General features: G+C 74.8%; 21 protein-coding genes, 2 tRNA genes and 1 pseudogene. 8 read left to right on the forward strand and 16 right to left on the reverse strand.

What is annotated here, in order from left to right; genetic code table 11:
• Positions 1-29: 29 nt before the first annotated feature.
• On the reverse strand, positions 30-938 hold the full coding sequence (locus tag AC07AL_RS26810) for an NADP-dependent oxidoreductase (RefSeq protein ID WP_363628163.1): 909 nt from the start codon (positions 936-938) through the stop codon (positions 30-32).
• Positions 939-1,119: 181 nt separating this feature from the next.
• Here AC07AL_RS26810 and AC07AL_RS26815 point away from each other — a divergent pair, with 181 nt between their 5' ends.
• Together AC07AL_RS26815 and pgi are read left to right on the forward strand one after the other, a co-directional pair.
• Positions 1,120-2,703 (forward strand): Na+/H+ antiporter, encoded by a 1,584-nt coding sequence (locus AC07AL_RS26815; protein WP_363583586.1) that lies wholly within the window; start codon positions 1,120-1,122, stop codon positions 2,701-2,703.
• 175 nt (positions 2,704-2,878) lie between these two features.
• On the forward strand, positions 2,879-4,540 hold the full coding sequence (gene pgi, locus AC07AL_RS26820; RefSeq protein ID WP_478318452.1) for a glucose-6-phosphate isomerase: 1,662 nt from the start codon (positions 2,879-2,881) through the stop codon (positions 4,538-4,540).
• A gap of 124 nt (positions 4,541-4,664) precedes the next feature.
• Here pgi and AC07AL_RS26825 read toward each other — a convergent pair.
• The 3 genes from AC07AL_RS26825 to AC07AL_RS26835 all read right to left on the reverse strand — a co-directional run bounded on the left by AC07AL_RS26825 (position 4,665) and on the right by AC07AL_RS26835 (position 5,900).
• Positions 4,665-4,738: transfer RNA gene (locus tag AC07AL_RS26825), tRNA-Lys, on the reverse strand.
• Between the two features lie 68 nt (positions 4,739-4,806).
• Positions 4,807-5,364: a bifunctional DNA primase/polymerase gene (locus AC07AL_RS26830; RefSeq protein ID WP_063349288.1), complete on the reverse strand. Its 558-nt coding sequence runs from the start codon at positions 5,362-5,364 to the stop codon at positions 4,807-4,809.
• A gap of 161 nt (positions 5,365-5,525) precedes the next feature.
• Positions 5,526-5,900: a hypothetical protein gene (locus AC07AL_RS26835; RefSeq protein WP_363583584.1), complete on the reverse strand. Its 375-nt coding sequence runs from the start codon at positions 5,898-5,900 to the stop codon at positions 5,526-5,528.
• Between the two features lie 250 nt (positions 5,901-6,150).
• Here AC07AL_RS26835 and AC07AL_RS26840 point away from each other — a divergent pair, with 250 nt between their 5' ends.
• Positions 6,151-6,477 carry a hypothetical protein gene (locus AC07AL_RS26840; protein WP_478318453.1) on the forward strand — a complete coding sequence of 109 codons (327 nt, stop codon included), beginning with the start codon at positions 6,151-6,153 and terminating at the stop codon, positions 6,475-6,477.
• A 13-nt stretch (positions 6,478-6,490) separates the two neighbouring features.
• Here the strand turns inward: AC07AL_RS26840 and AC07AL_RS26845 are convergent, their stop codons facing one another.
• From AC07AL_RS26845 to AC07AL_RS26855, 3 genes are read right to left on the reverse strand one after another with little or no spacing between them, the layout of a single operon-like run.
• Positions 6,491-7,852 (reverse strand): AAA family ATPase, encoded by a 1,362-nt coding sequence (locus AC07AL_RS26845; RefSeq protein ID WP_400811785.1) that lies wholly within the window; start codon positions 7,850-7,852, stop codon positions 6,491-6,493.
• Positions 7,852-9,483 carry a hypothetical protein gene (locus AC07AL_RS26850; protein ID WP_363628165.1) on the reverse strand — a complete coding sequence of 544 codons (1,632 nt, stop codon included), beginning with the start codon at positions 9,481-9,483 and terminating at the stop codon, positions 7,852-7,854. The genes AC07AL_RS26845 and AC07AL_RS26850 overlap by 1 nt, the downstream gene beginning before the upstream one ends.
• Before the next feature lie 55 nt (positions 9,484-9,538).
• The gene (locus AC07AL_RS26855) at positions 9,539-10,789 is read right to left on the reverse strand and encodes a hypothetical protein (RefSeq protein ID WP_478318455.1); all 1,251 of its coding nucleotides are present in this window, start codon (positions 10,787-10,789) and stop codon (positions 9,539-9,541) included.
• A gap of 286 nt (positions 10,790-11,075) precedes the next feature.
• Here AC07AL_RS26855 and AC07AL_RS26860 point away from each other — a divergent pair, with 286 nt between their 5' ends.
• A complete protein-coding gene (locus tag AC07AL_RS26860; RefSeq protein WP_478318456.1) occupies positions 11,076-11,732 on the forward strand; it encodes a histidine phosphatase family protein in 657 nt (218 codons plus the stop codon).
• Positions 11,733-11,753: 21 nt separating this feature from the next.
• Here the strand turns inward: AC07AL_RS26860 and AC07AL_RS26865 are convergent, their stop codons facing one another.
• Positions 11,754-13,343 (reverse strand): NsdA family TPR-like regulatory protein, encoded by a 1,590-nt coding sequence (locus tag AC07AL_RS26865; protein WP_363583572.1) that lies wholly within the window; start codon positions 13,341-13,343, stop codon positions 11,754-11,756.
• A 438-nt stretch (positions 13,344-13,781) separates the two neighbouring features.
• Here AC07AL_RS26865 and AC07AL_RS26870 point away from each other — a divergent pair, with 438 nt between their 5' ends.
• Both AC07AL_RS26870 and AC07AL_RS26875 read left to right on the forward strand, forming a co-directional pair.
• Positions 13,782-14,306: a hypothetical protein gene (locus AC07AL_RS26870; protein WP_363583570.1), complete on the forward strand. Its 525-nt coding sequence runs from the start codon at positions 13,782-13,784 to the stop codon at positions 14,304-14,306.
• A gap of 117 nt (positions 14,307-14,423) precedes the next feature.
• Positions 14,424-15,371, forward strand: coding sequence for a spermidine synthase (locus AC07AL_RS26875; protein ID WP_363583568.1), 948 nt, complete (start codon positions 14,424-14,426; stop codon positions 15,369-15,371).
• A gap of 343 nt (positions 15,372-15,714) precedes the next feature.
• Here AC07AL_RS26875 and AC07AL_RS26880 read toward each other — a convergent pair whose 3' ends face one another.
• From AC07AL_RS26880 to AC07AL_RS26900, 5 genes and pseudogenes are all read right to left on the reverse strand, one after another.
• On the reverse strand, positions 15,715-16,623 hold the full coding sequence (locus tag AC07AL_RS26880) for a hypothetical protein (protein WP_363628168.1): 909 nt from the start codon (positions 16,621-16,623) through the stop codon (positions 15,715-15,717).
• Positions 16,624-16,733: 110 nt separating this feature from the next.
• Complete coding sequence (locus tag AC07AL_RS26885) at positions 16,734-17,180, reverse strand: DUF4442 domain-containing protein (protein WP_363583564.1); 447 nt, start codon at positions 17,178-17,180, stop codon at positions 16,734-16,736.
• A 133-nt stretch (positions 17,181-17,313) separates the two neighbouring features.
• A tRNA-His gene (locus AC07AL_RS26890) sits at positions 17,314-17,389 on the reverse strand.
• A 127-nt stretch (positions 17,390-17,516) separates the two neighbouring features.
• Positions 17,517-18,119: an oligoribonuclease gene (orn, locus tag AC07AL_RS26895; protein WP_063349299.1), complete on the reverse strand. Its 603-nt coding sequence runs from the start codon at positions 18,117-18,119 to the stop codon at positions 17,517-17,519.
• A gap of 824 nt (positions 18,120-18,943) precedes the next feature.
• Positions 18,944-20,041: pseudogene (locus AC07AL_RS26900) on the reverse strand (helix-turn-helix domain-containing protein); the annotation flags it as partial.
• A gap of 976 nt (positions 20,042-21,017) precedes the next feature.
• Between AC07AL_RS26900 and AC07AL_RS26905 the strand changes: the two are divergent.
• Positions 21,018-21,818, forward strand: coding sequence for a GNAT family N-acetyltransferase (locus AC07AL_RS26905; protein ID WP_363628171.1), 801 nt, complete (start codon positions 21,018-21,020; stop codon positions 21,816-21,818).
• Between the two features lie 162 nt (positions 21,819-21,980).
• Here the strand turns inward: AC07AL_RS26905 and AC07AL_RS26910 are convergent, their stop codons facing one another.
• Complete coding sequence (locus AC07AL_RS26910; protein WP_363628173.1) at positions 21,981-23,048, reverse strand: HAD family hydrolase; 1,068 nt, start codon at positions 23,046-23,048, stop codon at positions 21,981-21,983.
• A gap of 426 nt (positions 23,049-23,474) precedes the next feature.
• Positions 23,475-24,050, reverse strand: coding sequence for a hypothetical protein (locus tag AC07AL_RS26915; RefSeq protein WP_363583556.1), 576 nt, complete (start codon positions 24,048-24,050; stop codon positions 23,475-23,477).
• A 72-nt stretch (positions 24,051-24,122) separates the two neighbouring features.
• Here AC07AL_RS26915 and AC07AL_RS26920 point away from each other — a divergent pair, with 72 nt between their 5' ends.
• On the forward strand, positions 24,123-24,602 hold the full coding sequence (locus AC07AL_RS26920; RefSeq protein WP_063351389.1) for a universal stress protein: 480 nt from the start codon (positions 24,123-24,125) through the stop codon (positions 24,600-24,602).
• Between the two features lie 170 nt (positions 24,603-24,772).
• Here the strand turns inward: AC07AL_RS26920 and AC07AL_RS26925 are convergent, their stop codons facing one another.
• A complete protein-coding gene (locus tag AC07AL_RS26925) occupies positions 24,773-25,963 on the reverse strand; it encodes an acyl-CoA dehydrogenase family protein (RefSeq protein WP_478318459.1) in 1,191 nt (396 codons plus the stop codon).
• Between the last annotated feature and the right edge of the window lie 82 nt (positions 25,964-26,045).

Raw genomic sequence — 26,045 nt, forward strand, 5'->3', positions numbered from 1 at the left:
AATCGGCCCGGGTGGCTGCGCACGCAGCGTCACGGCACCAGGACCACCTTGCCCCGGACGTGCCCGGCGCCGACCAGCCGGTGGGCCTCGGCGGCCCGCTCCAGCGGCAGCGCCTCGGCGATCTCCAGCCGCAGCCCGCCCGCCTCCCACAGCCGCACCAGCTCGGTCAGCCGTGCGGCCGTGCGCGGCCCCCGCAGCCCCCGTACGCCCAGCCGCTCGGCCTCCGGGTAGTCGACCACGGTGCCGATCCGGCTCCGGTCGGCGACCAGCTCGACCGAGGCCGCCAGCGCGCCCCGCCCGGCGGCGTCGAAGGCGGCGTCCACGCCCTGCGGCGCCACCGCCCGGACCCGCTCGACCAGCCCCTCGCCGTACGCGACCGGGATCGCGCCCAGGTCGCGCAGGTAGTCGTGGTTGCGCTCGCTCGCGGTGCCGATCACGGTGGCGCCCCAGGCCCGGGCGAGCTGGACGGCGACGGTGCCGACCCCGCCGGAGGCGCCGTGCACCAGGACGGTGTCGCCGGGGCCCACCGCGAGCAGGGTGAGCGCCAGGTGCGCGGTCTGGCCGGAGGCGGAGAGCGAGCCGGCCTGCTCCCAGGGCATGCCGGCGGGCTTGGCCACCAGCTGGGAGGCGTCCACCGTGACGAGCTCGGCCTGGCTGTCCAGGAAGCGGAAGCCCAGTACCTCGTCGCCGACCTGCCGGCCGGAGCCGCCCGGTCCGAGTCGGTCCACCACTCCGGCGAACTCGTTGCCGAGGACGAACGGCGGCTCGACGACGGCCCCCGGCGGGCGGAAGCCCTCCCGGATCGCGAGGTCGACCGGCTGCACCCCGGCCGCGAGGACCCGCACCCGCACCTCGCCCGGTCCGGGTTCCGGGTCGGGCACCTCGGTGACCCGCAGGACCTCCAGACCGCCGGACCGCGTGACGGTGACCGCCTTCATGTCTGCTCCCGCCCTCTCGAATGTTCGACATTCGACTGCTTGACTGTTCGAACACCCCCGATCCTCGGACCTGAAGTCCGCTTGAGGTCAAGCGATTGTTCGGCGTGTCTTCACTGATGGGCGCATTGTCAGATTTATCCTGGGCGGCGCTCAGCCGTCCGTTGTGGAGAGGAACGTTTCCGTGGGCCAGCTGCCCCTGTTCTTCCTGGTGCTGCTCGCCTCCGTGGTGACCATGCCGCTCGCACGCAAGACCGGAGTGCCGCAACCGGTCCTGATGACCCTGCTCGGCATCGTCATGGCGCTCGTCCCGCAGATCCCGGACGTCACCATCGAGCCCGAGCTGATCCTCCCGCTGGTCCTGCCGCCGCTGATCTTCGCGGTCGCCCGGCGCTCCTCGGTGCGCTACTTCAAGGCCAACGTCCGCTCGATCCTGCTGCTGGCCGTCGCCCTGGTGGTGGTCACCACGGCCGCGGTGGCCGGGGCGGTGCACTGGCTGCTGCCCGCCCTGCCGGTCGCCGCCGCGATCGCGGTCGGCGCGCTGGTCTCCCCGCCCGACCCGGTGGCCGCCGTCGCGGTGGCCGGCAGCGTCGGCCTGCCCCGGCGCCTGGTGTCGATCCTGGAGAGCGAGGGCCTGTTCAACGACGTCACGGCGATCGTCGTCTACTCGCTGGCCATCGAGGCCGTGGTCAGCGGCGACTTCTCGATCGGCCACGCGGTGCTGCGCTTCATCCTGTCCGCGGTGCTCGCCGTGGTCGTCGGCATCGCCCTCGGCTGGGTCAACACCAAGCTCGCCGAGCGCCTGGACGACCCGACCCAACAGGTCGCGCTCAACCTGCTGGTGCCCTTCGCCGCCTACGCCATCGCCGAGGAGATCCACGGCTCCGGCGTGCTCGCGGTCGTGGTCTGCGCGCTCTACCTCGCCGAGCGGGCCTCCGACGCCGACGCCGTCTCCTTCCGGCTGGTCGGCAACGCCTTCTGGGAGGTCGTCGAGATCCTGATCACCGGCGTCGCCTTCGGCCTGATCGGCCTGGAGCTGGCCACCGTGCTCAAGGAGGCCGGCCGCGGCTGGACCGGCTTCATCGGCGACGCCGCCGTGGTCATCGGCGTGGTCGTGGTGGTCCGACTGCTCTGGCTGCTGCCGGCCGGCTGGCTGTCGAAGAAGCTGCGCAGCGGCGACGACGAGGACACCCCGTTCAGCTGGAAGGAGAGCGTGATCCTCTGGTGGTCCGGCATGCGCGGCGTGGCCACCGTCGCCCTGGCCCTCGCCATCCCGCTCACCCTCCACTCCGGCGAGGAGTTCCCCGAGCGCGGCCGCCTGGTCTTCATCGCCTTCAGCGTGGTGCTGTTCACCCTGCTGGTGCAGGGTCTCACCCTGCCCTGGCTGGCCAAGCGGTTCGAACTGGACATCGACCAGGACAAGCACGAGCAGGCCGTCCGCCAGCTCTGGTGGCGGGCCGCCAAGGCCGGGCTCAGGCGGCTGGGCGAACTGGAGGAGCAGGACCGGCTGCCCGCCGAGGTCGCCGACCGCCTGCGGGACCGTCAGCACGACCGGCTGGCCCGGCTCTGCCCGGAGAACTACGCCGAGGAGGAGGCCGCCGAGGCCAAGCTGCGGCTCAGCCAGTGGCGGGCCGCCCGGGAGGTCGAGCAGGAGATGATCGCCGCCTCCCGGCGCGAGATGCTCGCCGCCCGCAGCGAACTCGGCGCCGACCCGGAGCTGGTCGACCAGGTGCTGCGGGGGCTGGACCTGCGCTCGGAACGCAAGTGACGGCCTGTCCGGCCCCGCCGGGCGGAATGTGCGCGACCGGCTCCGCGGTTGCATAGGCTGAGCCCGGGCAGGCCGTCAACGGAGTCGGCGCACCACCAGTACCCGCACGACCTCGCGAGACCCTCACCGCCTGGCCCTGCCGGTTTCCGCACCCAGATGAATCGAGGAACCACCGATGTCGGAGACCCGTGCCGACGCCCGCACCCCGCTCGACCGCACCCCGCAGTGGGCCGCCCTCGGCAAGCACCGGGCCGCGCTGGGCGAGACGCACCTGCGCGAGCTGTTCGCCGCCGACCCGGAGCGCGGCCGCCGCTACACCCTCCAGGTCGGCGACCTGCACGTGGACTACGCCAAGCACCTGGTCACCGACGAGACGCTGGAGCTGCTGCGCGAACTCGCCGCGGCCACCGGCGTCGCCGAGCTGCGGGACGCGATGTTCCGCGGCGAGAAGATCAACAACACCGAGCACCGCGCCGTCCTGCACACCGCGCTGCGCGCCCCGCGCGGTGCCGTGATCGAGGTCGACGGCGAGAACGTGGTGCCCGCCGTGCACGCCGTCCTCGACAAGATGGCCGGCTTCGCCGAGCGGGTCCGCGGCGGCGAGTGGCGCGGCCACACCGGCAAGCCGATCCGCACCGTCGTCAACATCGGCATCGGCGGCTCCGACCTCGGCCCCGCGATGGCCTACGAGGTGCTCCGCTCGTTCGCCAAGCGCGACCTCGACGTCCGCTTCGTCTCCAACGTGGACGGCGCCGACCTGCACGAGGCGGTCCGCGACCTCGACCCGGCCGAGACGCTGTTCATCGTCGCCTCGAAGACCTTCACCACCATCGAGACCATCACCAACGCGGTCTCGGCCCGCGACTGGCTGCTCACCGGGCTGGGCGCCGGCACCGAGGCGGTGGCCAAGCACTTCGTCGCGCTGTCCACCAACGCCGAGGGCGTGCGGGACTTCGGCATCGACACCGACAACATGTTCGAGTTCTGGGACTGGGTCGGCGGTCGCTACTCCTACGACTCGGCGATCGGCCTCTCGCTGATGATCGCCATCGGCCCCGACGCTTTCCGCGAGATGCTGGACGGCTTCCACCTGGTCGACGAGCACTTCCGCACCGCGCCGCCGGAGCAGAACGTCCCGCTGCTGCTCGGCCTGCTCGGCGTCTGGTACGGCGCGTTCTTCGACGCCCAGGCGCACGCCGTGCTGCCCTACTCGCACTACCTGTCGAAGTTCACCGCCTACCTCCAGCAGCTGGACATGGAGTCCAACGGCAAGTCGGTGACCCGCGACGGTTCGCCGGTGACCTGGCAGACCGGCCCGGTGGTCTGGGGCACCCCCGGCACCAACGGCCAGCACGCCTACTACCAGCTGCTGCACCAGGGCACCAAGCTGATCCCGGCCGACTTCATCGGCTTCGCCAAGCCGGTCGCCGACCTGCTCCCGGGCCTGGTCGCCCAGCACGACCTGCTGCTGGCCAACTTCTTCGCCCAGACCCAGGCGCTGGCCTTCGGCAAGACCCCGGAGGAGGTGGCGGCCGAGGGCGTGCCCGCCGAACTCGTTCCGCACAAGACCTTCCAGGGCAACCACCCGACCAGCACCATCCTGGCCGCCGAGCTGACCCCCTCGGTGCTCGGCCAGCTGGTCGCGCTCTACGAGCACAAGGTCTTCGTCCAGGGCGCGATCTGGAACATCGACTCCTTCGACCAGTGGGGCGTCGAGCTGGGCAAGGTGCTCGCCAAGCGGATCGAGTCGGTGCTGCTGACCGGCGAGGGCGCCGAGCAGCTGGACAGCTCCACCGCCGAGCTGGTCGCCCGCTACCGCGCGCTGCGCGGCCGCTGAGCCCCGGTCGGGCCGTCCGCTCCGGTGGGCGGCCCGGTCCTGTTCCCTTGTTCCCTGATTCGCTGATTCGAGCGGGAAACGCCGAGAGGCCCCTTGCTTTCGCAAGGGGCCTCTCGGCTGTCTGTGCGCCGCCAGGGACTCGAACCCCGGACCCGCTGATTAAGAGTCAGCTGCTCTAACCAACTGAGCTAGCGGCGCCTGCTGACAGAGAAGACTTTAGCAGCGCCCGGGGTCCGCGCCAAAATCGAATACCGGCCGTCCTCCGTTCACCCCCCGGTCACGGCCGCCGCGCCGGCGGGCACGGCCGCAGCCGGCTCCCGGGCCGCACGCACGCACGCCCACAGCACCACCGAGGCGCCCGGCAGCCACGGCTCCCGGTCCTCCGGGGCGACGATCCACCGGCCGGAGCCCAGCCCGGGGGAGTCCGGGCCGTTCACCATCCGCTGCACCGGCGGCACGGTCACCGCGTCGCCCTTGCCGTGGCACAGCAGGGGCGGCACGTCCCGGGCCCACTCCTCCCAGGCCAGCAGCCTGCGCAGCCGGGGCCCCGCGCCGGGCTGGACGAACAGCAGCGTCCGCCCCCGGTAGGAGGCGACCGGCCCGCAGCCCGGCCCGGAGGCCCACAGCTCGTCCAGCACCCGGCGGCCGAACAGCGACGGCATGCTGATCACGTCGAAGGCGCGCCCGCAGGGCAGCACCGAGGGTGCCCACGGCCGGGCCTCCCAGAGGGCGCGCATGCTGCGCGGGTACTCGCTGGCGGAGGCGAGCCAGGCCTCGCCGGCCACGGTGACGTACTCCACCGACTGATACGTCCAGATGTCCACGGACAGCAGCCTGTGCCGTCCGCGGGCCGGACGGGAGGGAAAGCACGGTTTGCCGTACAGGACGACGGGGAACGGCGTACCCTTCCCCGCTCGCGCATATGCCAGCGGCTGATGCCGGAGCACCGGGGCCCGGCGCTCCGGCGCCCCGTGCCCGGCTGCGCTCAGTCCTCGTGGCGGCGGGGCTGGAGCAGCCCGCGGCCGTACTCGATCATCTTGGCCGCGTAGTCGGGGGTCCAGTCCGCCCGCTGCGCGATCTCGGCGTCGGACAGCGCGTCGAAGCGGCGCGGGTCCGCCAGCTGTGCGGCGGCGACCGCCTGGAAGTCGGTGGCCCGCTCGGCGGCCGTCCGGAAGGCCAGGGCCAGCTCGGTGGAGCGGCGCAGCAGGTCCGCGGGGTCGTCGATCGACTCCAGATCGAAGAATCGTTCCGGCTCCGGTTCGGCGGACTGCGGCTCGAACAGCAGCTGCACCGGACGCAGACGCCGCGCGGGGTCGGCCTGACCGCCGTGGTCGGACGCCTTCGTGTGGGAGTCGGGCATGAACGGACACCTCCGGGTCTCGGTGGGGGTGGGCGGCGGCTGCTCCGGGCCGCGCCGCACGGCCGTGGCCGCCGTCCATTGTCGCGCGGCGGCGGCCGGTAACGGAACGGTGCGCGTGCGGGCGCTATTCCCCCGCACGCGCCGGGGTCGCGCTACTCCTTCGGGTGGTCGGGCGCGTGCGGTGGCGTCGGGGCGTCGGGGCCGTCGTTGTCCCGGGTGTTCCAGCGATCCACCACCCCAGGGAGAACCCATGCCCCTACGCAAGGGCCTCGCGGCCGGACTCCTGCTGATCGCCCCGGCCCTCGGACTGGCCGCGGCACCTGCGGCCGGGGCCGCCGAGACGACCGTCGTGGTGACCGGGCCGTGGAGCGGCCCGGGCGGCTGGTCGATGGCGACCTGCCCCCAGGGCTCCCACCTCACCGGGGGCGGCTACGTCTTCCGGCCCGCCGCCTCCGGCGACGCCGTCCTGGTCAACGCGCCGAACCCCGACGACCCGAGCACCTGGGCGGTGCGGGCCGAGCACGGGACCGTCCGGGCCTACGCCGCCTGCGAGACCGAGACCGAGACCGAGACCTGACCCGCCCGGCCGGTCAGCCCAGCCGCACCCGGTGGCCGCTCAGGTGGTGCAGCACCTGGTGGTTGGCCTCCCAGCCGTCCGGGAAAGCGACCGGGACGCCCAGCTGGACCGGCTCGGTGGACGGGTGCTCGTCCAGCAGTTCGCCGATCCCGGCCCGGGCGACCACGATGCAGGCGTGCCGGTGCCGGGAGGCGAGCACGCACAGCCGGCCGGTCTCCAGGTGGAAGGCCGTCGCGTCGGGCCGCCCGGACAACGGGTGCAGCACCACCGTGACGTCGTACTCGCGGCCCTGCAACCGGTTGGCGGTGTCCACCGTGACGGCCGGGCCGGCCGCCTGGTCCACCGGGACGCCCACCCTGAGCAGGGCCGCGCGGACGGCCGCGGCCTGGTCCCGGTGGGCGGTGCCGACCGCGATCCGGTCGGCGGTGAGAGGTGCCTCGCCCTGCTCGGAGCGGGCGGTCAGCCCGCGCTCCAGCAACCGCCGGACGGTGGCCGCGACGGCCGCCACCGCCTGCGGATCGGTCCGCACGGTGTGCCGGGCGGGCAGCTCCAGCAGCGCCCAGCCGTGCTCGGCGGCCCGGTCGATCGCGGCGTCCAGCGCGCCGCCGTCCGGCCGGACGGCGGCGCTCAGCCGGCGGTCGTCCGGGCCGGTGCCGGAGCGGAACGGCGTGTACGGGTAGAACGCCCGCGAGATCAGCGGCGCCGCGCTGGCCGGCAGCCGCCAGGAGACCGGCAGCCGGTGCGGCTCGATCTGCGGGTTGTGCGCCAGCATGGTGACCACGGCGCTGCTCGACGGGTCGTACGACAGGCCCGCCCACTGCTCGGTGCCGACCACGGTGAACGGGTCCAGCTGGCCCGGGTCGCCGACGAACAGTGCCCGCTCGAACAGCCGGGCCACCGCGAGCAGGGCGTCCGAACGCATCTGGTACGCCTCGTCGACGATCGCGTGCCGCCACGGCGCCTCGGCCCGCACCCACTGCCACTTCGCCGAGGTGGAGACCACCACGTCGTGTTCGACCAGCTCGGCGACCTTGTCGGAGGGCGTGACGTTGGCGTGCTTCAGCACCTCCGGGCCGGGCCGGGCGTCGGCGGCGTGCAACCGACCGATCGTCAGGTCCGGTGCCTTCTCGGCGAGTCGGCCGACCAGGTCGTCCACCTGGCCGTTGGTCTGGGCGACGATCATCAGCCGCTCGCCGGCCTCGACCAGCTCCCGGGCCGCCCGCACCACCAGCGTCGACTTCCCGGCGCCGGGCGGGGAATCGACCACCACGCCGCGCGGGGCGCCGGCCGCCGGGTGGACGGTCGCGGCCAGGATCCGGGCCACGGCGGCGTCGGCGGCAGCGCCCGGGGCCTGCTCGGCGCTCAACTCGGCCATCATTCCCACTCCTCGGAGACGGACGGGGCGGGCGCGGGTGCGGGCGCGGCGCCGGGCGGGCCGCCGTGCGTCCACGGGGTGTCGTCCGGCTCGGGCAGCGGCGCGGACTGGCGGACCGTCAGCTCGAACAGGGTGAAGGTGACCGGATCGCCGGGCTCGGGCAGGCTGCCCGGCTCGGGCTCCTTCCTGCGCCCCATGCCGGACAGCAGGCGCAGGGTGATGGTGCCCCCGGCCGGGTCGACCGCCGCGATCTCCGCCTTCTGCGGGGACCGGCCGCCGCCGGCCTCCGGCTGGGGGGACCCCCACACCCGGTGCGCCTCCCGTCCGAGGTCCGCGTGCGGGCGGTCGGCGGTGCGCAGGGTGATCAGCGGGCGCGGCTTGGGGGAGCGGCCGGTGGTGTCGTAGTCCGGCACCACCTCGGTCACCACGCCGCTGAACGCCTCGCCGGACAGCCGGTGTTCGGCCATCGCCAGCGGATCGTCCAGCGCCTCCTGGACGTCCAGCCGGGTCTGCTCGCGCTCGCGCTGGGCGAGCTTGCGGGCGGCCGTGACGGCGTCGTCCTGCCGCGGCTGCGGCGGCTCGCCGGCCGCCAGCCGGTCCCGGTGGCCGGTGTAGGACCAGCGGTCGCCGGTCCAGCGTTCCGCCAGGTGCCCGGCGGGCGGCAGCCCGCGCAACAGGTCCAGGCCGCGCCAGACGTCCCGCCAGGTGGGCAGCAGCACGGCCGCCAGCACCTCGCGCAACTGCTCGACCGCGGCCCGGACGGCCGCCCGGGCACGCTCGGCGGCGGCCTCGTCGCGCTGCTCGGTGCTGTGCTGAAGGGCGGCCGTGGCGGTGTCGTAGCGGGCGATCGCCGGGGCGAGCACGAACTCGTCGAAGCGCGGATCGGTGGCCGGGCCGGCCGGCGGGTGCAGCAGCTGCCCCCGGTCGTCCCGGGCGGACTCGGCGCGCTCGGCCGCCTCGGCACCGGTCAGGCCGTCCGGCGGGGCGTGCCAGGCCAGGTGGGCGGCCAGGTGCTGGTCCTCCAGGTGGCTCTGGCCGGTGGCCCAGTGCCGGGCCAGCAGGCCGGTCATCGGCAGCAGCAGGCTGGTGCCGGGCACCTGGGCGCGGTCGGTGAGGTGGGTCAGCCAGCGGCCGAGCAGCGGCACCCGCACCGGCGCGGGGTACGGCCCCGGTTCGTCGTCCTCGACCGTGCGGCGGAACCGGGTGGAGCGGCCGAGCAGGGCCAGGTGCCGCACGCCCGCGCCGTTCGGCACGATCAGCTGCGGCGCGTCGGCGCACAGCTCGCGGAACACCTGGGTCTTCTCGCCGGTCTCCGGGTCCTTCTCGGAGCCTTCGATCTGCTCCACGTCCTCGGCGAAGGACTCCAGGTAGGGCAGCAGGTCGGCGGCCAGCTCGGCCAGGAAGTCGAACCGCAGGGTGCGGTTGAGCGGCTGCGGTACCAGGTGCAGCCGGGGTGCGTCCCGGTCGGTGCCCAGCAGCACCGCCAGCGGCGCGCCGGCCTCACCGGCGGCCGTCAGCGGCACGACCACCATCGGGCGGTCGGACAGGTGCCGGTGCCGGACGGTGGCCAGCGGCTCGGCCCGCCCGCTGCGGACGGCCTCCAGCCGGGCGAGGGTGGTCAGCAGGCTCATGCGCCCGCCCCCGCCTCGGGCCCGCCGCGTTCGCGTACGGCCGTGCTGCGCCCGCTCATGCGTGGCCCGCCGTCGGGGCCTTGCCCAGCGCCTCGGCGCGCAGCGCGGCCGCGTAGGCCAGCCGGTCGGCCGCCTCGTCCACGTCGGTGTCGGCGTTGCCGTCCAGGTCGGCGTTCTCGTCCACGGCGGCGGCGGTGCCGGCTTCGGCGGCGGCCAGGGCCCGCGTCACCGTCCGGATGCTGCCCAGTTCGCCGCGCACGCCCCGGCCGAGCTGCTCGACCCGGTCGCCGCAGCGGGCCTGGGCGCGGCAGTGGAAGCCGAGCTCGCAGGTGGAGAGGCAGTCCGGGCCGTACGCGGCGGGCACCGCCTCGACCGAGGCAGTCAGCTCCTCGGCGGAGCGGGCCGGCACGCCCTCCTCGTCGGCCGCCAGGTCGAAGTCGGCGCCCGCCGGCAGCTCCGCCAGCAGCCGGTCGATGCCGGTCATCCGGCTCAGCTGACGGCGGGTGGTGGCCAGCTCGCGGCGGACGTCGACGGCGACGGCCGTCGGCCGGTTGCCGAAGTCCTTCGGGCAGACCAGCAGCACGCTCGACCGGGGGCTGCCGGGCAGCCGCTGCTCGGTGTACGGGTCGGCGTCGAGCGGGTGGCCGGCCAGCGCGGCGGCGGTCCGCTGGAGCGCCAGCACGTACACGGCGGCCTGGCGGGCGGCGGCGCCGACCTTGGCCGGGTCCGCGCCGCCGTCCAGCACGGGGAAGGACTTGATCTCGACCACCGTGCACCGCCCGCCGTGCACCACGACCGCGTCCGGCTCCAGGTAGGCGGTGCCGCCGGCCACGTCCAGGCGCAGCATCGGGTGGTCCAGCAGCGTCCAGGCGTCCGGGTCGGCGGCGGCCCGGGCCAGCGCCTCGACCGTCCGGTCGGCCCGGACGGCGGGCCCGGAGCGGTGCAGCAGATCCGGCACCTGCAACGGGGCGCCGCCGTCCGCCGGGACGCCGAGGTGGCCGCGCAGCGGCTCCAGCAGCGCGGCGTAGTCGTCCGCCTTCAGCCGGGACTCGAAGATCACGCCGCGGGCGATCGCGAACGGGGACTGCCCGAAGGGCGCGGGGCGGCCGAGCCGGGCGGCCAGCGCCGACTTGTCCACCCCCGCCGCGTCGAGCACGGCGCGGCGGTGGCAGCCCGGATTGGCGGCGAGCGCGGCGAGGGAACGGGCGTTCAGGCTGCGCTGCGGCGCGGGACCGCGCAGTTCGGCGAGCCGCTGGGCGAGCGGCTCAGCGTGCCCGGTGGACGGGACGTTCGTCGAGACGTTCATGGTGCGGCCCAGTGTCGCACCCGGGTCCGACAATGCGGTGCGGACCGGCCTGTTCCGGCCTGAACCGCGCGTGCGTGCCAGGTGGGGACACCCCGGGACCCGGCCGGCCCGGGCCCGAGGCCGTTTCGGTCCGCCGCCCCCTCCAGGCCGTTTCGGCCCGCCGTCGCCTTCCGGGCCGTTTCGGCCCGGCCCGCGATCGTGCCCGCCGTCCGGGTGAGGGATCATGGAACCCGGTGCTCAAGGGTGAGACCGACCGTTGCCACCGCCCCGCTGCGAGGAGCCTGCCATGCCCGCCCGAATCGTGCTGGTCCGCCACGGCGAGACCGAATGGTCGGCCACCGGCCGCCACACCGGCCGCACCGACATCCCGCTGACCGAGGAGGGCAGGGCGATGGCCCGGGCGCTCGGCGCCCGCCTCGCCAAGGCCCCCTGGAACGGGCTGCCGGACGCGCTCGTCTACACCAGTCCGCTCGGCCGCGCCGAGGAGACCTGCGCCCTGGCCGGCTTCGGGGACCGGGCGGTGGAGCGCCCGGAGCTCCTGGAGTGGGACTACGGCCAGTACGAGGGCCGCACCGGCGCGGACATCCGCGCCACCGACCACCCCGGCTGGCTGATCTGGCGCGACGGCGTGCCCGGCGGCGAGAAGCTCTCCGAGGTGGCCGCCCGGGTGGACGCCTTCCTCGCCGGCCTCAACGAGGAGCACGGCGTCCCCGAGCCGGACACCACCGTCATGCACTGCGCGGACCGGGACGTCGTCCTGTTCGCGCACGGCCACCTGCTGCGCATCCTGACCGCGCGCTGGCTGGGCCTGCCGCCCGAGTTCGCCCAGCGCTTCAAGCTCGGCACCGCCGCGCTCTGCGTGCTCTCCTGGGAGTACGGCGCGCCGGCCGTGGAGGTCTGGAACGACCTCTCCCACCTGGAGGGCCTGGCCGCCGGCTACTGACGGATCGTCAGGATCCGTCCCTCAGGCGGCTGCCGCCTGGTCGTACCCGGCCAGGAAGTGGCGCACCTCGGTCACGGCGGCGTGCGGGCGCAGCCGTTCGGCGGTGTCCGCCAGCATGCTCCGGATCCGGGCTGAGCGGACCTCGCCGAACAGCGCCACGGCGGCCGAACCGTGGTGCGCCGCACCCGCCAAGTCGCCCCGGCCGAGTCGGTCGTGGGCCAGCTCGGCGGTGTACAGCACCCGGTTGCGGACGAAGTGCGGCTTCTGCAGTGCTATGGCCAGCCCGGCCTGCTCGCTGGCGCGGTCCCAGTCGCCGAGCGCGGACCAGCACTGCGACTGCAGGCCGGCGATCTCCGCCTCGCCGAAGAAGGACATCCACTCCGGATCGTCCTCGGAGCGGCCGCGGCCGAACAGCGTGTACGCCCGGGCGATCGCGCGTTCGCAGGCGGCGCGGTCCTGCAGCAGCGCCCAGCCGCCGGCCTCCCGCATGGCCAACAGTGCGAGCAGCCGGGCGGAGTCCAGCTGGCGGGCGGCGACCTGCCCGGCCTGGGCGGCGCGCAGCGCCTCGCGGGGGCGGCCGGCGTCCCGGGCGAGGAAGGCGCTGTTGCAGAACACGTGCGCCTCCAGTGCGGCGTCGCCGGCCATGCGGGCGGTGGCGAGCGCCTCGGCGTAGAGCGAGCGGGCGTCTGCCAGCCGGTTCGAGTCGTGCGCCAACCAGCCCACCGAAATGGCGAGTTCGCCGGCTCCGGCCTGGAGCCGGCGTTCGGTCTCCGCGCTGTACTCGCCCTCGTTGAGCAGCAGGTAGGCGGTGCGCAGCGACTGCCCGGCGCGTTCGAACAGGGTGTCGCCGCCGTGCGCGTCGTCGGCCAGCCGGATCTCCCGGACGGCCTCCTCGACGCCGAGCACCTCGGCGGCGCCGACCTTGCGGGGTGGCGGTACCGGCCCGGGGCGGCCGGGCACGAAGGCGCCGGGGCCGGGCTCGAACAGCACCGGTGCGGCGGGGTCGGTGGCGGCACTGCCGGTGGCCGCGGCGGCGGCCACGGTCGGCCGGTCGATGCCGATCACGGTGGCCAGCGCGGTCGGGCCGCCGGCCAGGAACGTACGGCGACGCACGTCGTCGTTCTCCTCGTCGAGATAGGGCGATCCATCAGGCCCCCGGGGCACCGCGACGGCCTTCGGCCACGGGGGCTTGGTCGGAGCGGCTGGGTCCGCGTACGGCGAGGCAGCGTACGGGAGTTGAGTGGAGAGTGGTGAGCGCGGGGCGGGCGGGGGCGGGAACGGTGGGTGGAGCGGGGGGGCTTCGGCCCTCCCGCCGGCACCGTCCGCCGGGCGGCGGCGGACGGCGGTCCGGGGGGAGAAGCCGAGTTCGGTGAGCGTGCGATCCGGCCACATGTGCCGGAAGACCCGCTCGTAGGCGTAGTTGGGGCAGCGGATCTCACCGGATTCGACCCGTCCGACGTAGCGGGCGTCGCAGGAGACGTGCTCCCCGATCTCCCGGGCCGCCCGGCGCACGGCCATGGCGAACTCGCCGGGTGAGCGGTCGCCGCGCAGTGCGCGCATCACGGCGTTGGGTGACGGGCGGTTCGGCTCGGCCGGTGGGGTGGCTGCCATGGTGCGCTCCGTGGTCGTGCGGAGGGTGGTGGTGCGGGGGCGCGGCCGGCGGCGCCGGAGGTGCGCGGGTGTCGGGTGCGGGGGCGAAGTGCGGGTACGGTCCGGGTGTCGGCACGGTGGTGCGCGACGGTGCGGGAACGGCCCGGTGTGGCCGGTGGGGTCGTCGCGACCCGCCACCGACAGTACCGGGCGTGACCGGTCGACCACAGCCGGTTCCTGGGAGATGTGCCCCCAATTCGGTATAAAGCGGGCGCGGTTGCGGGTTATCCGCCATGAAATGCCATGCCTTGCTGTAAGGCGCCCCGTGGCCTGCGCGGTGTCCGCCGCGTTGTCCTGATACGTGGAAGCCCAGGCCGTCGCCCCGGCCTGCCGTCCGTCCCCGCGGCCCCCACCTCCCGGGCGGCGGCGCTTCCGACCCGACGAGGTACAGGAGGGCCCATGATGGCCACCGGACTGCCGCAGTACCGACCGGCCGCCGGCGGCGTGCTCGCCGGCGCCGCCCCCGCCCTGCTCCCCGACCCGGCCGACGACCGGATCCCCGGCCGGGGCCCGGTCGAAGGCGGACGCGCGCCCCGCGGCGGCCGGCACCCCGGCCACCGCCTCGGCCCCGGACCGGACCAGGACACCCTCGTCACCGCCTGCGACACCGTGACGGTCGCCCTGCGGCACGGCCTGGAGGCGGTGGACATCCTGCGGCTCCGCAGGGCCTGCGGAGCCGTCCTGCAGAGCCGCAACGGCAGCACCGTCACCTTCCTCGTCCCCGCCGGCACCAGCGAGACCTGGCACCTGCCCGGCAGTTCCTGTACCGCCGGCGCCCTGCTGCCGACCGCCACCGACCCACGGTGGGTGATGCCCCCCTCCGGCGCCGCCTGCGCCGCCCGTCCCACCGACGCCTGGGTGCTCCGATCCGCCCTCTGCGAGGCCGCCTGCACGCTCACCGCAGGCGGCCTCGGCCCGTTCTAGCGGGCGTGCCGTGCGGATCCCGCCGGGCCCGCGAGCCTGGCCCGCCCCTCCGGCCGGATCCACCTGGCACGCCCCGGACCTCCCTGACCGGCGAGGCCGCCCCGCCCGGCGGCGATAATGGCGGTCATGGGACGAAGCAGCAGAGCAGCCCGGGGCACGGGCCGCGGCACCGAGCGCGGCACCGAGCGCGACACCGGGCCGGACGTCACCGGCCCCGGCGGCCGCACCCATGCTCAGGGCCCGCTCACCCGCCCGGTCGGCTCCGGCCTCGCCGAACTGCGCCCCGACCGGGACCGCCCCGCCGCCTGGTCGCTGCTGATCGACGGCGCCCCGCAGTCCATGGTCGACCTCGCCGACCCCACCCACCTCGGTTTCGAGTACCAGCGCCGGCTCGGCCACCTGATCGACCTGGTCGCCCCGTCCGGCCGCCCGCTCACCGTGCTGCACCTCGGCGGCGGCGCCCTCACCCTGGCCCGTTACGTCGCGGCCACCCGGCCCCGCTCCCGCCAGCAGGTCGCCGAGATCGACACCGCGCTCACCGAACTCGTCCGCACCGAGCTGCCGTTGGAACGCAGCTGGCAGATCAAGGTGCGCGGCGCCGACGCCCGCAGCGTGCTCGAACGCACCCCCGAGGGCAGCGCCGACCTGGTCATCACCGACGTCTTCTCCGGCGCCCGCACCCCGGCCCACTGCACCACCGTCGAGTTCACCGCCCTCGCCGCCCGCGCCCTCGCCCCCGGCGGCTGGTACGCGGCGAACATCGCCGACGGCTCGGCGCTGCCCTTCGCCCGCTCCCAGATCGCCACCCTCGGTGCGGTCTTCCCCGAACTGTGCCTGGTCGCCGACCCCGCCGTCCTGCGCGGCAAGCGCTTCGGCAACCTCGTCCTCGCCGGCGCGCACGCCCCCCTCCCGATCGCCGACCTCACCCGCCGCGTCGCCTCCGACGCCGCCCTCGGCCGGGTCGAACACGGCCCCGCCCTCACCGCGTTCGCCGCCGGGGCCGTCCCCGCCACGGACGCCACCGCCGCCCCCTCCCCGGCCCCGCCCCCGGGCGTCTTCCGCTGACCCCCCGGCTGACTGCCCGGTTGACCTCCCGGCTGACCGCCCGGCGGGGCCGCGTCCGGCTCACCGCTCGGCGGGGCGCCCGGTTGACCTCCCGGCTGACCGCCCGGCGGGGTTGCCCACCGCCGCCTGAAATCCTTTGACGGTGGTCCGGGTCGCGGCTGACAGCGGCGGTCGCCGTCCGGCCTGCGGCGGCTCGGCATCCCGACTCCGGTCCGGACGCGGAGCCGTCCCGTCCGGCGAGGAGCGCGACCCGGATCGGCAGCACGCCGCCCGGTTCGCCCCCGGGCGTGCACGTCCGCGGCTGGCGCTGGCGCTGGAGCCGTCGCCAGGAGCGTGAGCCCGGTCAGTGCCCGCGCGGCAGGCCGCGGTGCTTGCACATGGCCGCGCCGGTCAGCAGCAGCCCGGCGGCGATCGGCGCGAGGACGGCGGTCGCGGTGGCGGAGCCGTCGCCCACGGCCGTCACCGTGGCGGTGTCGGCGAGCACGAGGGTTTCGGGCGGCTGGGCGGGTGCGCCGGGCCCGACCGGCGGGGCGGTGGTGGCGCCCGTCCGGTCACGGCTCGTGGCGGGTCCGGCCGCGCTCCGCCCGTCCGGGGCGGTGGCCTCCTGGACCGGGGGCGCGTCGGCCGCCCCGGACGGGCGGGTGGTGGCGGCCGGTGCGGCGGAGCGGCCTCCGGCGGCGCCGGACCGTGCGGTGGCGGGCAGTTCGGCGGGCCCGCCCTCCCGGGAGGCGCGGGTCTCGGCGGGGCGGCCCTGGGCGGGAACGGTGTCGAGCAGGCCGGAGGCGATCGCGAAGGCGTCGGGGACGGCGGCCCGTTGCCCGGGCAGGGGGAGGCCGCCGGCCCGGATCCGGTCCTGGAAGACGCTGCCGACCGTGCCGGTGGCGCCGTCGATCCCGGCGTCGGGGACGGTGCCGGTCAGTTCCCCGGCGAGCCCGGGGGAGGGGCGGTCGGTCTCCTCGGCCGCCGGGCGCCCGGGGGCGTCGGACCGCTCGGCCGACGGCCCGTCGTGCGCGGGCCGCCCGGCCTGGACGAGCCGGCCGGGCGGCCCGCCGGCCAGGGTGCGGCGGACGGCGGGGCGGGTCTGGTCCGGCAGCGGGTCGGCGGAGGCGCCCTGCGCGCCGAAGCCCCCGAGTTGGGCGAGGAGGGCGCCGCCGGCGGCGAGGACGCGGGGCAGCCACCGGCCGATCGCGCGCCGTGCGCCGACGCCGCGGGGGGCGGGTTCCTGGGGCTTGGTCGCGTGATTGGCTCGCATGTGAGTTGAGAACGAGCGGACGGGTCGTGAGGTCACGCCCGCCGTCACGGACAGTCATCGCACGGGTGGCCCCGGGGCCGGGTTGCCCGGGGCCACCGGCCGTGGCGCGGTCAGGAGTTGGGGCGCAGCGTCCAGGTGACGGTCATCACACCGGTGACGGCGCCGTCGGCGCGGGTGATCTCGACGGTGACCGGGAACTCGGGGCGGCCGCCGGCGTCCAGCTCGGCGACGACCTCGGCGGCGGGGCGACCGAGGACGGCGGTGGCGGTGACCTCGCCCATGGCGAGCTTCTTGTAGGCGATCTCGGCGTTCACCGCGAGCGGCACGGCCCGGGAGAGCTGGTCGCCGAAGGCGGCGAGCACGATGCAGCCGCTGGCGGACTCGGCGAGGGTGAACATCGCGCCGGCGTGCGGTCCGCCGACGTGGTTGTGGTACGCGGGCTGGTCGGGCAGTCGCAGTACGGCGCGGTCCGGGGCGGTCTCCAGGTACTCCAGCTTGAGGGTGTGCGCCATCGGCACGGTGGAGTCGAGCAGCTGGCCGATCGAAGGTGTGGTCATGGCAGGAATGTTACTAGCCGGTAGCTTCTGGCGGCAGGCCTGCGCCGGGAAAACCCGAACCGCGGTGGAGAGTTGAGGAAACGCGAAAACGCCTGAGGGGCCGATCTCTCGAAGAGATCGGCCCCTCAGGCTCTGGGGTGAGTGACGGGACTTGAACCCGCGGCCACCTGGACCACAACCAGGTGCTCTACCAACTGAGCTACACCCACCATCTGTCCGGCTCGTTCCCGCTTCCGCGTTCCCGTTCCGACAGGAAGAACTCTACAGGATCCGGGAGGGTGCTCGCGCCAGGCTTTCGTCCAGGCGAACGCGGGCACCTCCCCCGGGCTCCTCCGGTCAGCCCTCCGGGGCCTGGTACTTCTCGGCGATGGCGCGCGCGGTGTCGGTGTCCGGTCCGGGCTGCGGGACGAACACCGCCTCGCGGTAGTACCGCAGTTCGTCGATGCTCTCGCGGATGTCGGCGAGCGCCCGGTGGTTGCCGCCCTTCTGCGGGCTGTTGTAGTACGCCTTCGGGTACCAGCGGCGGGCCAGCTCCTTGATCGAGGAGACGTCCACGATCCGGTAGTGCAGGTGCTTCTCCAGGGCCGGCATGTCCCGGGCGAGGAAGCCGCGGTCGGTGGCCACCGAGTTCCCGCACAGCGGCGTCCGGCCGGCCTCCGGCACGTGCTCGCGGATGTACGCGAGCACCCGCGCCTCGGCCTCGGCCAGCGTCACGCCCTGCTCCAGCTCCTCCAGCAGGCCGGAGGAGGTGTGCATCGCGCGCACCACCTCGGGCATGCCCGCCAGCGCCTCCGCCGGCGGGCGGATGATGACGTCCACACCCTCGCCGAGGATGTTGAGCTCGGAGTCCGTCACCAGTGCCGCGACCTCGACCAGGGCGTCCTGGTCGAGGTCGAGGCCGGTCATTTCACAGTCGATCCATACCAAACGGTCATTCACACAACTCACCCTACGGCGCGATCACGCGCCGCGGGGACCGGCGGAGCCGAGCGGGGCTCCGGGGCACAGCCCTCGGCCTGGTGCTCCTCCGCGCCGCCGTGCGGGCCGTGGCCGTCCGGCCGCTCGCCCTCCCGCCCGGTCCGGACCGCGTGACCGTCCCGGGCCGGACGGGCCTCGCGCGCCGCCCGGGCACCGTCGGTCGCCGCCGCCCGGCCGCCCTGCGGACGGGCCTGCGGCACCCGTGCCTGCCGGCCCCGGAGCTCGCCCGCCCCGGTCGTCGGCTGCCCGGTGGGGGCGGGGGCCGGCACCCGGCCGCTCGCCGAGCCGTGACTGCGGGCGGAGCCCGCCGCGGCACCCGGTTCGTCCGCGGGCCGTTCGACCGCACTGCGGTGTCCCTGCCCCTGGCCGCGCGCCCCCGGCTGGGGGTGGCCGTCCTCCGCCGCCGCGTGCTCCGCGGTGCGCGGCGGACGCCCCGCCCCCGACCCGGCCTGCGGCGGCACCAGCGGTGACCGCACCGGACCGCGCCCCGCACCCTGCTGCCCGGGGTGCGGCTGCTGCGCGGCCTGCTGGTGCGGGTACGGCTGCCCGGCACGGGCGTGGAAGGCCCGGTCGGCCGGCGTCCCGGCCTGCCCCGGGGCGAACGGGCCGGGCTGGCCGTGCGGGCCCGGCTGCCCCGCCGAGGCCGGTGACGCGCCGTGCGGCAGCGGCTGGCCGTGCGGTCCGGCCTGTGCCGGTGCGCCGTTCCCGGCCGGGAACGGGTACGCGGGCTGCGCGCCGTGCTGCATGCCGTGCTGCGTGCCGTGTGCCCCGCCGAACAGCGCCGCGCCCGCCGCCGACCCGGCCGCGGCCGCCGCGTGCGGCAGCGCGCCGGGCAGCCGCAGGTCGCCGCCGTGCGGACCGGTCGGCACCGCCGACTGCGGCCCGGGCCGGCGCGCCCGGTAGCTGGTCCGGTACGCGGCCGGCGAGACCCCGAGCTGGCGGCGGAAGTGCCCGCGCAGCGCCACCGGCGAACGGAACCCGCACCGGCGGGCGACGTCGTCCACCGACAGCTCCGAGGTCTCCAGCAGCCGCTGCGCCTGGAGCACCCGCTGGGTGATCAGCCACTGCAGCGGCGCGCTGCCGGTGAGCGTGCGGAACCGCCGGTCGAAGGTGCGTCGGCTCATGTACGCGCGGGCCGCCAGCACCTCGACGTCGAACTGCTGGTTGAGGTTCTCCAACGCCCAGGTGACCACCTCGGCCAGCGGGTCGTTGCCGATCTCCTCCGGTAAAGACTGATCGATGTACTGGGCCTGTCCGCCGCCGCTGCGACGGCTCGGGACCACCAGGCGGCGGGCCAGCGCGTTGGCCGCCTCGGCGCCGTGGTCGCTGCGCACCACGTGCAGGCACAGGTCGATGCCGGCGGCGGTGCCGGCGGAGGTGAGCACGTCGCCGTCGTCGACGAAGAGCTCGCGCGGGTCCACGTGCACCCGGGGGTAGCGCTTGGCCAGCGTCGGTGCGTACATCCAGTGGGTGGTCGCCGGACGGCCGTCGAGCAGGCCGGCGGCGGCCAGGACGAAGGCGCCGGTGCAGAGCCCGATGATCCGCGCGCCCTCGTGGTGGGCCTTGCGCAGGGCGGTGATCGCCTCGACCGGCGGGGGCTGCGAGATCGAGCGCCAGGCCGGTACGACGATCGTGCCGGCCCGGGCGAGGGCCTCCAGACCGTACGGAGCGGAGAGGGTGAGGCCGCCGGTGGTGGCGAGCGGGCCGTCCTCGCCGGCGCAGACCAGCAGCCGGTAGCGCGGTACCCCGGCGTCCTGGCGGTCGACGCCGAAGACGGACAGCGGGATCGAGCTCTCGAAGATCGGGGCGCCGCCGAAGATCAGCACCGCGACGGTCTCCCGGCGGCGGCGGCCGGAGAGCTTGCGCGGGGCGGAGACCGTCATCGGGGTCGACGAGCCGTTCGCGCCCGGGCCACCGCCGTGGCCCAGCGGGCCGTGGCCGGGGGAGCCCAGGGGGAGGCCGGCGAGCGGGCCGCCCAGGGAGTTGGTGGGGGCGCCGTTCAGGCCAGGAGTGCCGTTCGCTCCGATCGCGCCGTTCGTCGCGCCCGTCCCCGGGTAGCCGGGGTAGGCCGGGAAGTCGGCGCCGTAGGCCTGCGCCGGGCTGACGGTGCCTCGGCTGACGGCCTGTCCGGAGTGCGACTGCTGGCCGCCGTGCACTGCTCCGCCGTATGCCTGCCCGCCGTACGCGGGACCGCCGTACGCCTGCCCGCCGTGTGCCGCTCCGCTGTGCTCTGCGGCCGCCGCCGGGGTGCCGGTGGCGGCCGTGCCGGTGGAGGGCACTGTGGGGTACGAGGAGTGCGAGGCGGCGCCCGGGGTGCCGGAGTTGCGGGTGGTGGCGGCGGTCGCGGAGGTGCCGGTGCTTCTCGCGGACCGAGCCGCGATACCGGCCGCCGCCTGGCCGCTGTCAGGACCCGCGTCGCTCCTGCTCACCCTGCTCAAGGCGCTCAAGCCCCCTCGGTGGTGTGGTGTGGGTGGTGCGGCACTGCTCGCCAAGATCGAAATCTATCGGGTTGACCATTGCCGTTGTGACAAGTTCACCATCCGACGCTATGTCGACATGGCAATTTGGCGTGATGCATTCGATCACGAAGCGTGGCACCCGTCGACCCTTCTGGGAAGAGGGCCGGTGTAACGGTGGCTGGTTGTCGCGGGGCCGCTCCTGGGGCGTCCGGCCCGCGCGCGCCCGGTCGGCGGGTCTGGGCTGCGGATTTGCCCAAGCGGGAGGGATTGGCGCGAAATTGACCGAAAATCGGCGGTGCACGAGAGGGCGCACGAAATGAGCTCGTGCGCCTCCCAGGCTTCATCCGGCCAGGGCCGGGGCGGCGAAACCTGGGCGTGACGTCCGGGTTACCGTCCTGCCGTGAACACCAACAGCCGGCTCGAACAGGCCAACGACAACGCCGCCGCCTTCTGGCTCGCCCAAGCCCGCGTGCACGGCTGGCGGTTCCGCACCCGCCCGGGCTTGACGGCGGTCCGCTGCGCCCGCACCCCGGAGGACTCGCACCGCTTCGTGGTCACCGGTCCGTATATCGAACCAGCGCTGGTGGAAGGTGAATTGGCGGACCTCCTGAAGGAGTGGGAAACCATCTGCTTCACCCTGGAGGACCCGTACGGCGCACTCGACCTGACCCGGTTCGGCGCCACCCGGATGCCGGTCATGCCGGTGATGACCCGTGAACCCGGCCCGGTCGACGGCGTCCCGGCCGTCCTCCCCTTCCGCTCGGAGGCTTACCACGGAGGATCCCTGACGGTCGATGAGGCGCTGGACGGCGATGCTTTCGCGCAGGTCGAGCGTGCGATCGTGGACGGCTTCCCGCTGCCCGCCCGGCAGCCCTGGACCCGTGGCGACGCGCTGCCGGAACAGCTCCTGCGCGAACCGGGGCTCCGGGCCTGGCTGGGCCGCGTCGACGGCGCCACCGCCGGCACCTGCCTCACCTACGACGACGGCCAGGCCACCGGGGTGTACTGGGTCGCCACCCTGCCCAGCCGGCGCGGCCAGGGCGTGGCCCGCGCCGTGCTCCAGACCGCCCTGGCCCATGCGCACCCCGATCGCCCGGCCACCCTGGTCGCCACCTCGCTCGGCGAACCGCTCTACCGCAAGCTCGGGTTCACCGAGCAGGCCCGCACCTGCTGGTGGACCCGGACCTCCGCGCACGGCTGACGGCCGGGCCGCCCCGCGGCGGGTCGTCGCCAGGTGCGGGGCGGGTCGCTGGTTGCGGTGCGGTGCGGTGCGGTTGGGTGGAGTGCGGTGCGGTGCGGTGCGGTGGGGTGCGTGAAGGGCGTGTGGGGCGGGGTGCGCGAGGTGGCGCCTTCAAGCAGGGCGCTACGGGGCGGCCGCCGCCGGTGCCACGGCGAACGTGGTCCGCGCGGGCCCGACCCCATCCGCCGCCGTGCGGACGGCCGTTGGGCGCGCCACCGCGACGGGGCGCAGCACGCTCGACCCGCGGTCCGTCGCCTGGCCCGCGCCGGGGATCAGGCCAGGACGGCTGTTGGCGACCACGGCAAACTCGCCGGTGCGGTTTCGGACATCCGACCCCGCCGTCGAACCATCGGGGGCACTCGCCGCTCCGGCGTTCACGGCGGCAGGCGTGAACGGGCCGTCAGGGGCGGATTCCGTCAGCTGTGCGCTGGTCTGCGCGCCGGTGAGGGCCCCCGCGCGCACCGGCACCCCGGCGGACCGCCGCTGGACCGGCCCACCCGCGCGCAGGCCCGGCCTGGCCGACGGCGCGCCGCGTGCGGCGAGCACCTGGCCGACGGCCTCCGGCAGGCCGGCCGCCTTCAGCGTCGGCCGGTAGCCGCTCTCGGCCCAGGGCCGGCCGTGGTGCAGCCAGACGCTGCGCAGGCCGGCCAGTTCGGCGCCGGCGATGTCCGCGGGCGCGTGGTCCCCGACCATCCAGGTGTGCGCGGCCCACGTCCCGGTGGGTGCGACGCCGCACCGCTGGGCGGCTATCTCGAAGATCAGCGGATCCGGTTTGACGCAGTCGGCCTCCTCGGAGATGACCCAGCCGTCGACCAACGGCCCCAGCCCGGTCAGCCGGATCTTCTCCAACTGCGGCCGGGTGCCGCCGTTGCTGACGATGCCGAGCGTCCACCCGGCCGCCCGTGCCGCCCGCAGCGCGTCGACGTGTCCGGGCGGGCAGTGGATATGGGAGTTGATGCCGCGTCGGTAGTGGGCGAGCAGGAACTCGACGGAGACGTCCAACCCGTAGCGGCGCCGGACGGCGGACAGTACGGTGCTGCGCGGCACGTAGCCGCCGCCGTCGAGGGTGACGAACCAGTCGAGGTCTCCGGGCGGCAGGTCGCGCTCGGACAGGAAATCCTGAGCCCAGGCCCGGAAAGCGGCGTCCCTGGGGAGCAGCGTGTTGTCGAGGTCGAACAGGAGCAGGGGCATGCCGAGCATGGTGCCAGCGGCCGCGCCTATGCACCTGGCAAATGCCAGACCGCGTCGCGAAGCCGTACGTAGTGGCTGAAACGGGTTCCAGAACCTGGCGTACGGGTGGGTCCGGGCGGGCCGGCTGAGGCTGGCGGGACGTGACGGTTCGCGACGTGTCGCAACGGATCGTCGCCGATCCATGACAGTCCGGTCACGGTGTCCGGCAGGCCTGTTGCGTCGCCCGGTCCGCTCAGTCAAGCTCCAGGGAACCTCCTTTCTGGAGGGGGCGCGTGGCCTGCGGGCAGGGCGCACTGCCGACGGCGGGCGCATCCTCCTTTCGCGGGAACAATGCCGCTCCGAGGCCTCACCGCTGGGCTGGGCCTCACACCCGTCGTACTCTGAAAGGAACAGGTCACATACGGTGCTGCGCGGCGCAGACCGACGTCATCCCGTGGGCGGGCCTGCTGCCCGGGCGGCGTTGTCCTCTCCTGTCGGCCCCTCTCCCATGAAGAGCCGTGAGCCATGGCTGGTTTTGAGTCCTTCCGACCGGTGGAGCCGGACGCGCCCCGCAACGCGGGCGCGGACACCGGGGACGACGGCGGCCGCGCGGACCTCGCTCCAGCCGACGGCCACGCCGATGCATCGGGTCGTCTGCCCGCCAGCAGGCAGGCCGATGGCCAGGTCGACGCCCAGGCCGACGAGCCGTGCTGCGTACCGGCCGACGAGCACGGGGGTGAGCGTGGGGGCGGGCGGGCTGATGATCGTGTCGACGAGCACGTCGGCGAGCGGGTTGTCGGTGAGCGGGTTGGCGACGCCGCCGCCCAGCGAGCCGACGAAGCCGACGAACCGGCTGGCACCTCGGGCGTCGCTGGTACCGCCGATCTCATCCCGGGCGCCGAGGAAGCAGGCCTGGAGCCGGGCGCTCCCCGGGGCCTCGTGCGCGCTCTGTGCGGCCTGGTCCGACGGGGCGGCCTCGCCCGGCACGACCGTCCAGGGCCTCGCCAGCGGCGTGGCGGGCACCCGGCCGACCCCGCAGGTTCTCCGGTGACGGGCCGCCTGGGCCCGGGCGCCGAGCGCCCGGAGGCGTCCGGCCTGCCCGGCGCGCACACCGAGTCGACGGCCCGGGACGCGTCCGCACGCTCCCTCGACCCGGTCTTCCAGCACGGCGTGGTCGTCGGCTTCGACGGCTCCCTGTCGAGCGAGCGCGCCCTCGCGTACGCGGTGGGCATGGCGCGCCGTTCGCAGTGCGGCCTGGTGATCGTGCACGTCGCCAACCGCCTGCCCGCCACTGTCTGGGCAGGCTGTGAACCTCCCGTCTTCGTCGACCTCCCCGACCACCGGACCGAGGTCCTGGGCTTGGAGCTCGCCTGCGCGGACTTCCTCACCGGGGTGCCGTGGATCCTGATCGAGCGGGGCGGCGACATCTGCCACGAGATCGAGGAGGTCGGCCGCGAGTACGCCGCCGACGCGATCGTCGTCGGCACGACGCACGGCCTGCTCGGCAAGATCTTCGGCTCGGTCTCCGGGCGGCTGGCGCGGCGGGCCAACCGCCCCGTGATCGTGATCCCCTGACGCTCCGTCGGGCGTGGCGTGTCCGCGCCCCCGGAGGCGTCTCTCCGTTGTCGGCCGATGGTGTCGGCCGCTACTGGCGTCGACCGCCCCGCCGACGTAGGCCCGCTCCTCTGCGTCGGGGGCTCCTCAATGTCGCCTGAGGAGCGGGTAGTTGCTCCGGTGGGGCCGGATCAGAACCCGGCGCCGATCTCCCGGGCGATGAGCATGCGCTGAACCTCCGATGTGCCCTCCCCGATTTCCAGGATCTTGCAGTCGCGCCAGAAGCGGGCGACCGGGAACTCGTTCATGAAGCCGTACCCGCCGTGGATCTGGGTCGCCTCGCGGGCGTTGTCGACGGCGGCCTCGGACGAGTACAGCTTCGCGATCGCGGCCTCCTTCTTGAACGGTTCGCCGTGCAGCAGCCGGGAGGCGGCGTCCCGCCAGGCCAGGCGAGAGGTGTGGGCGCGCAGCTCCATGTCGGCGAGCTTGAACTGGATGGCCTGGTTGGCGCCGATCGGCCGACCGAAGGCCCGGCGTGTGCCGGCGTACTTGACGGACTCGTCGACGCATCCCTGGGCCAGGCCGGTGGCCAGGGCCGCGATCGCGATGCGGCCCTCGTCGAGGATCCGCAGGAACTGGGCGTAGCCTCGGCCACGCTCGCCCAGCAGGTTGGCCGCGGGAACGCGGCAGTCGGTAAAGGACAGTTCGCGGGTGTCGGATGCGTTCCACCCGACCTTCGAGTACTTCTTCGATACCTGGAACCCCGGGGTCCCGGTGGGCACGATAATGGAAGAGATTTCGCGCGTTGGCGAGCGGAATTCGCCTTCTTCACTCGAACGAGCGATCGGTTCCGTGAGTGCGGTGACGGTGACCAGACCGGTGATGTCCGTGCCGGAGTTGGTGATGAAGCACTTGGTGCCGTTGATGACCCACTCGTCGGTGGTCTCGTCGTACCGCGCGGTCGTGCGGGTCGCGCCGGCGTCCGAGCCGCCCTCGGGCTCGGTCAGACCGAAGGCGCCGAGGAGTTCGCCGGAGGTCAGCCGGGGCAGCCACTCGCGCTTCTGCTCCTCCGTCCCGAACCGGTGGATCGGCATCGCGCCGAGCGAGACGGCCGCCTCCAGGGTGATCGCCACCGAGGAGTCGACCCGGGCGAGTTCCTCCAGGGCGATGCCCAGCGCGAAGTAGTCGCCGTCCATGCCGCCGTACTCCTCCGGGAAGGGCAGGCCGAACAGGCCCATGCGCCCCATCTCGCGGACGATCTCGTAGGGGAACTCCTCCCGCTCGTAGAACCCGCCGATCTTCGGCGCCACCACGTCCTGGGCGAACTCGGCGACGGTGCGTCGCAGTTCTTCGTACTCGCTGCTGAGCCGGTGGTCGAACACGGTGATCCTCCTGGAGCCCGGCCGGGGTGGCCGCGGGCGTGAGCGGGACGACCGGCGCCCGTCTGACGGTGTGACGGTCGCA

The organism is Kitasatospora sp. NPDC043949 (assembly GCF_056435365.1).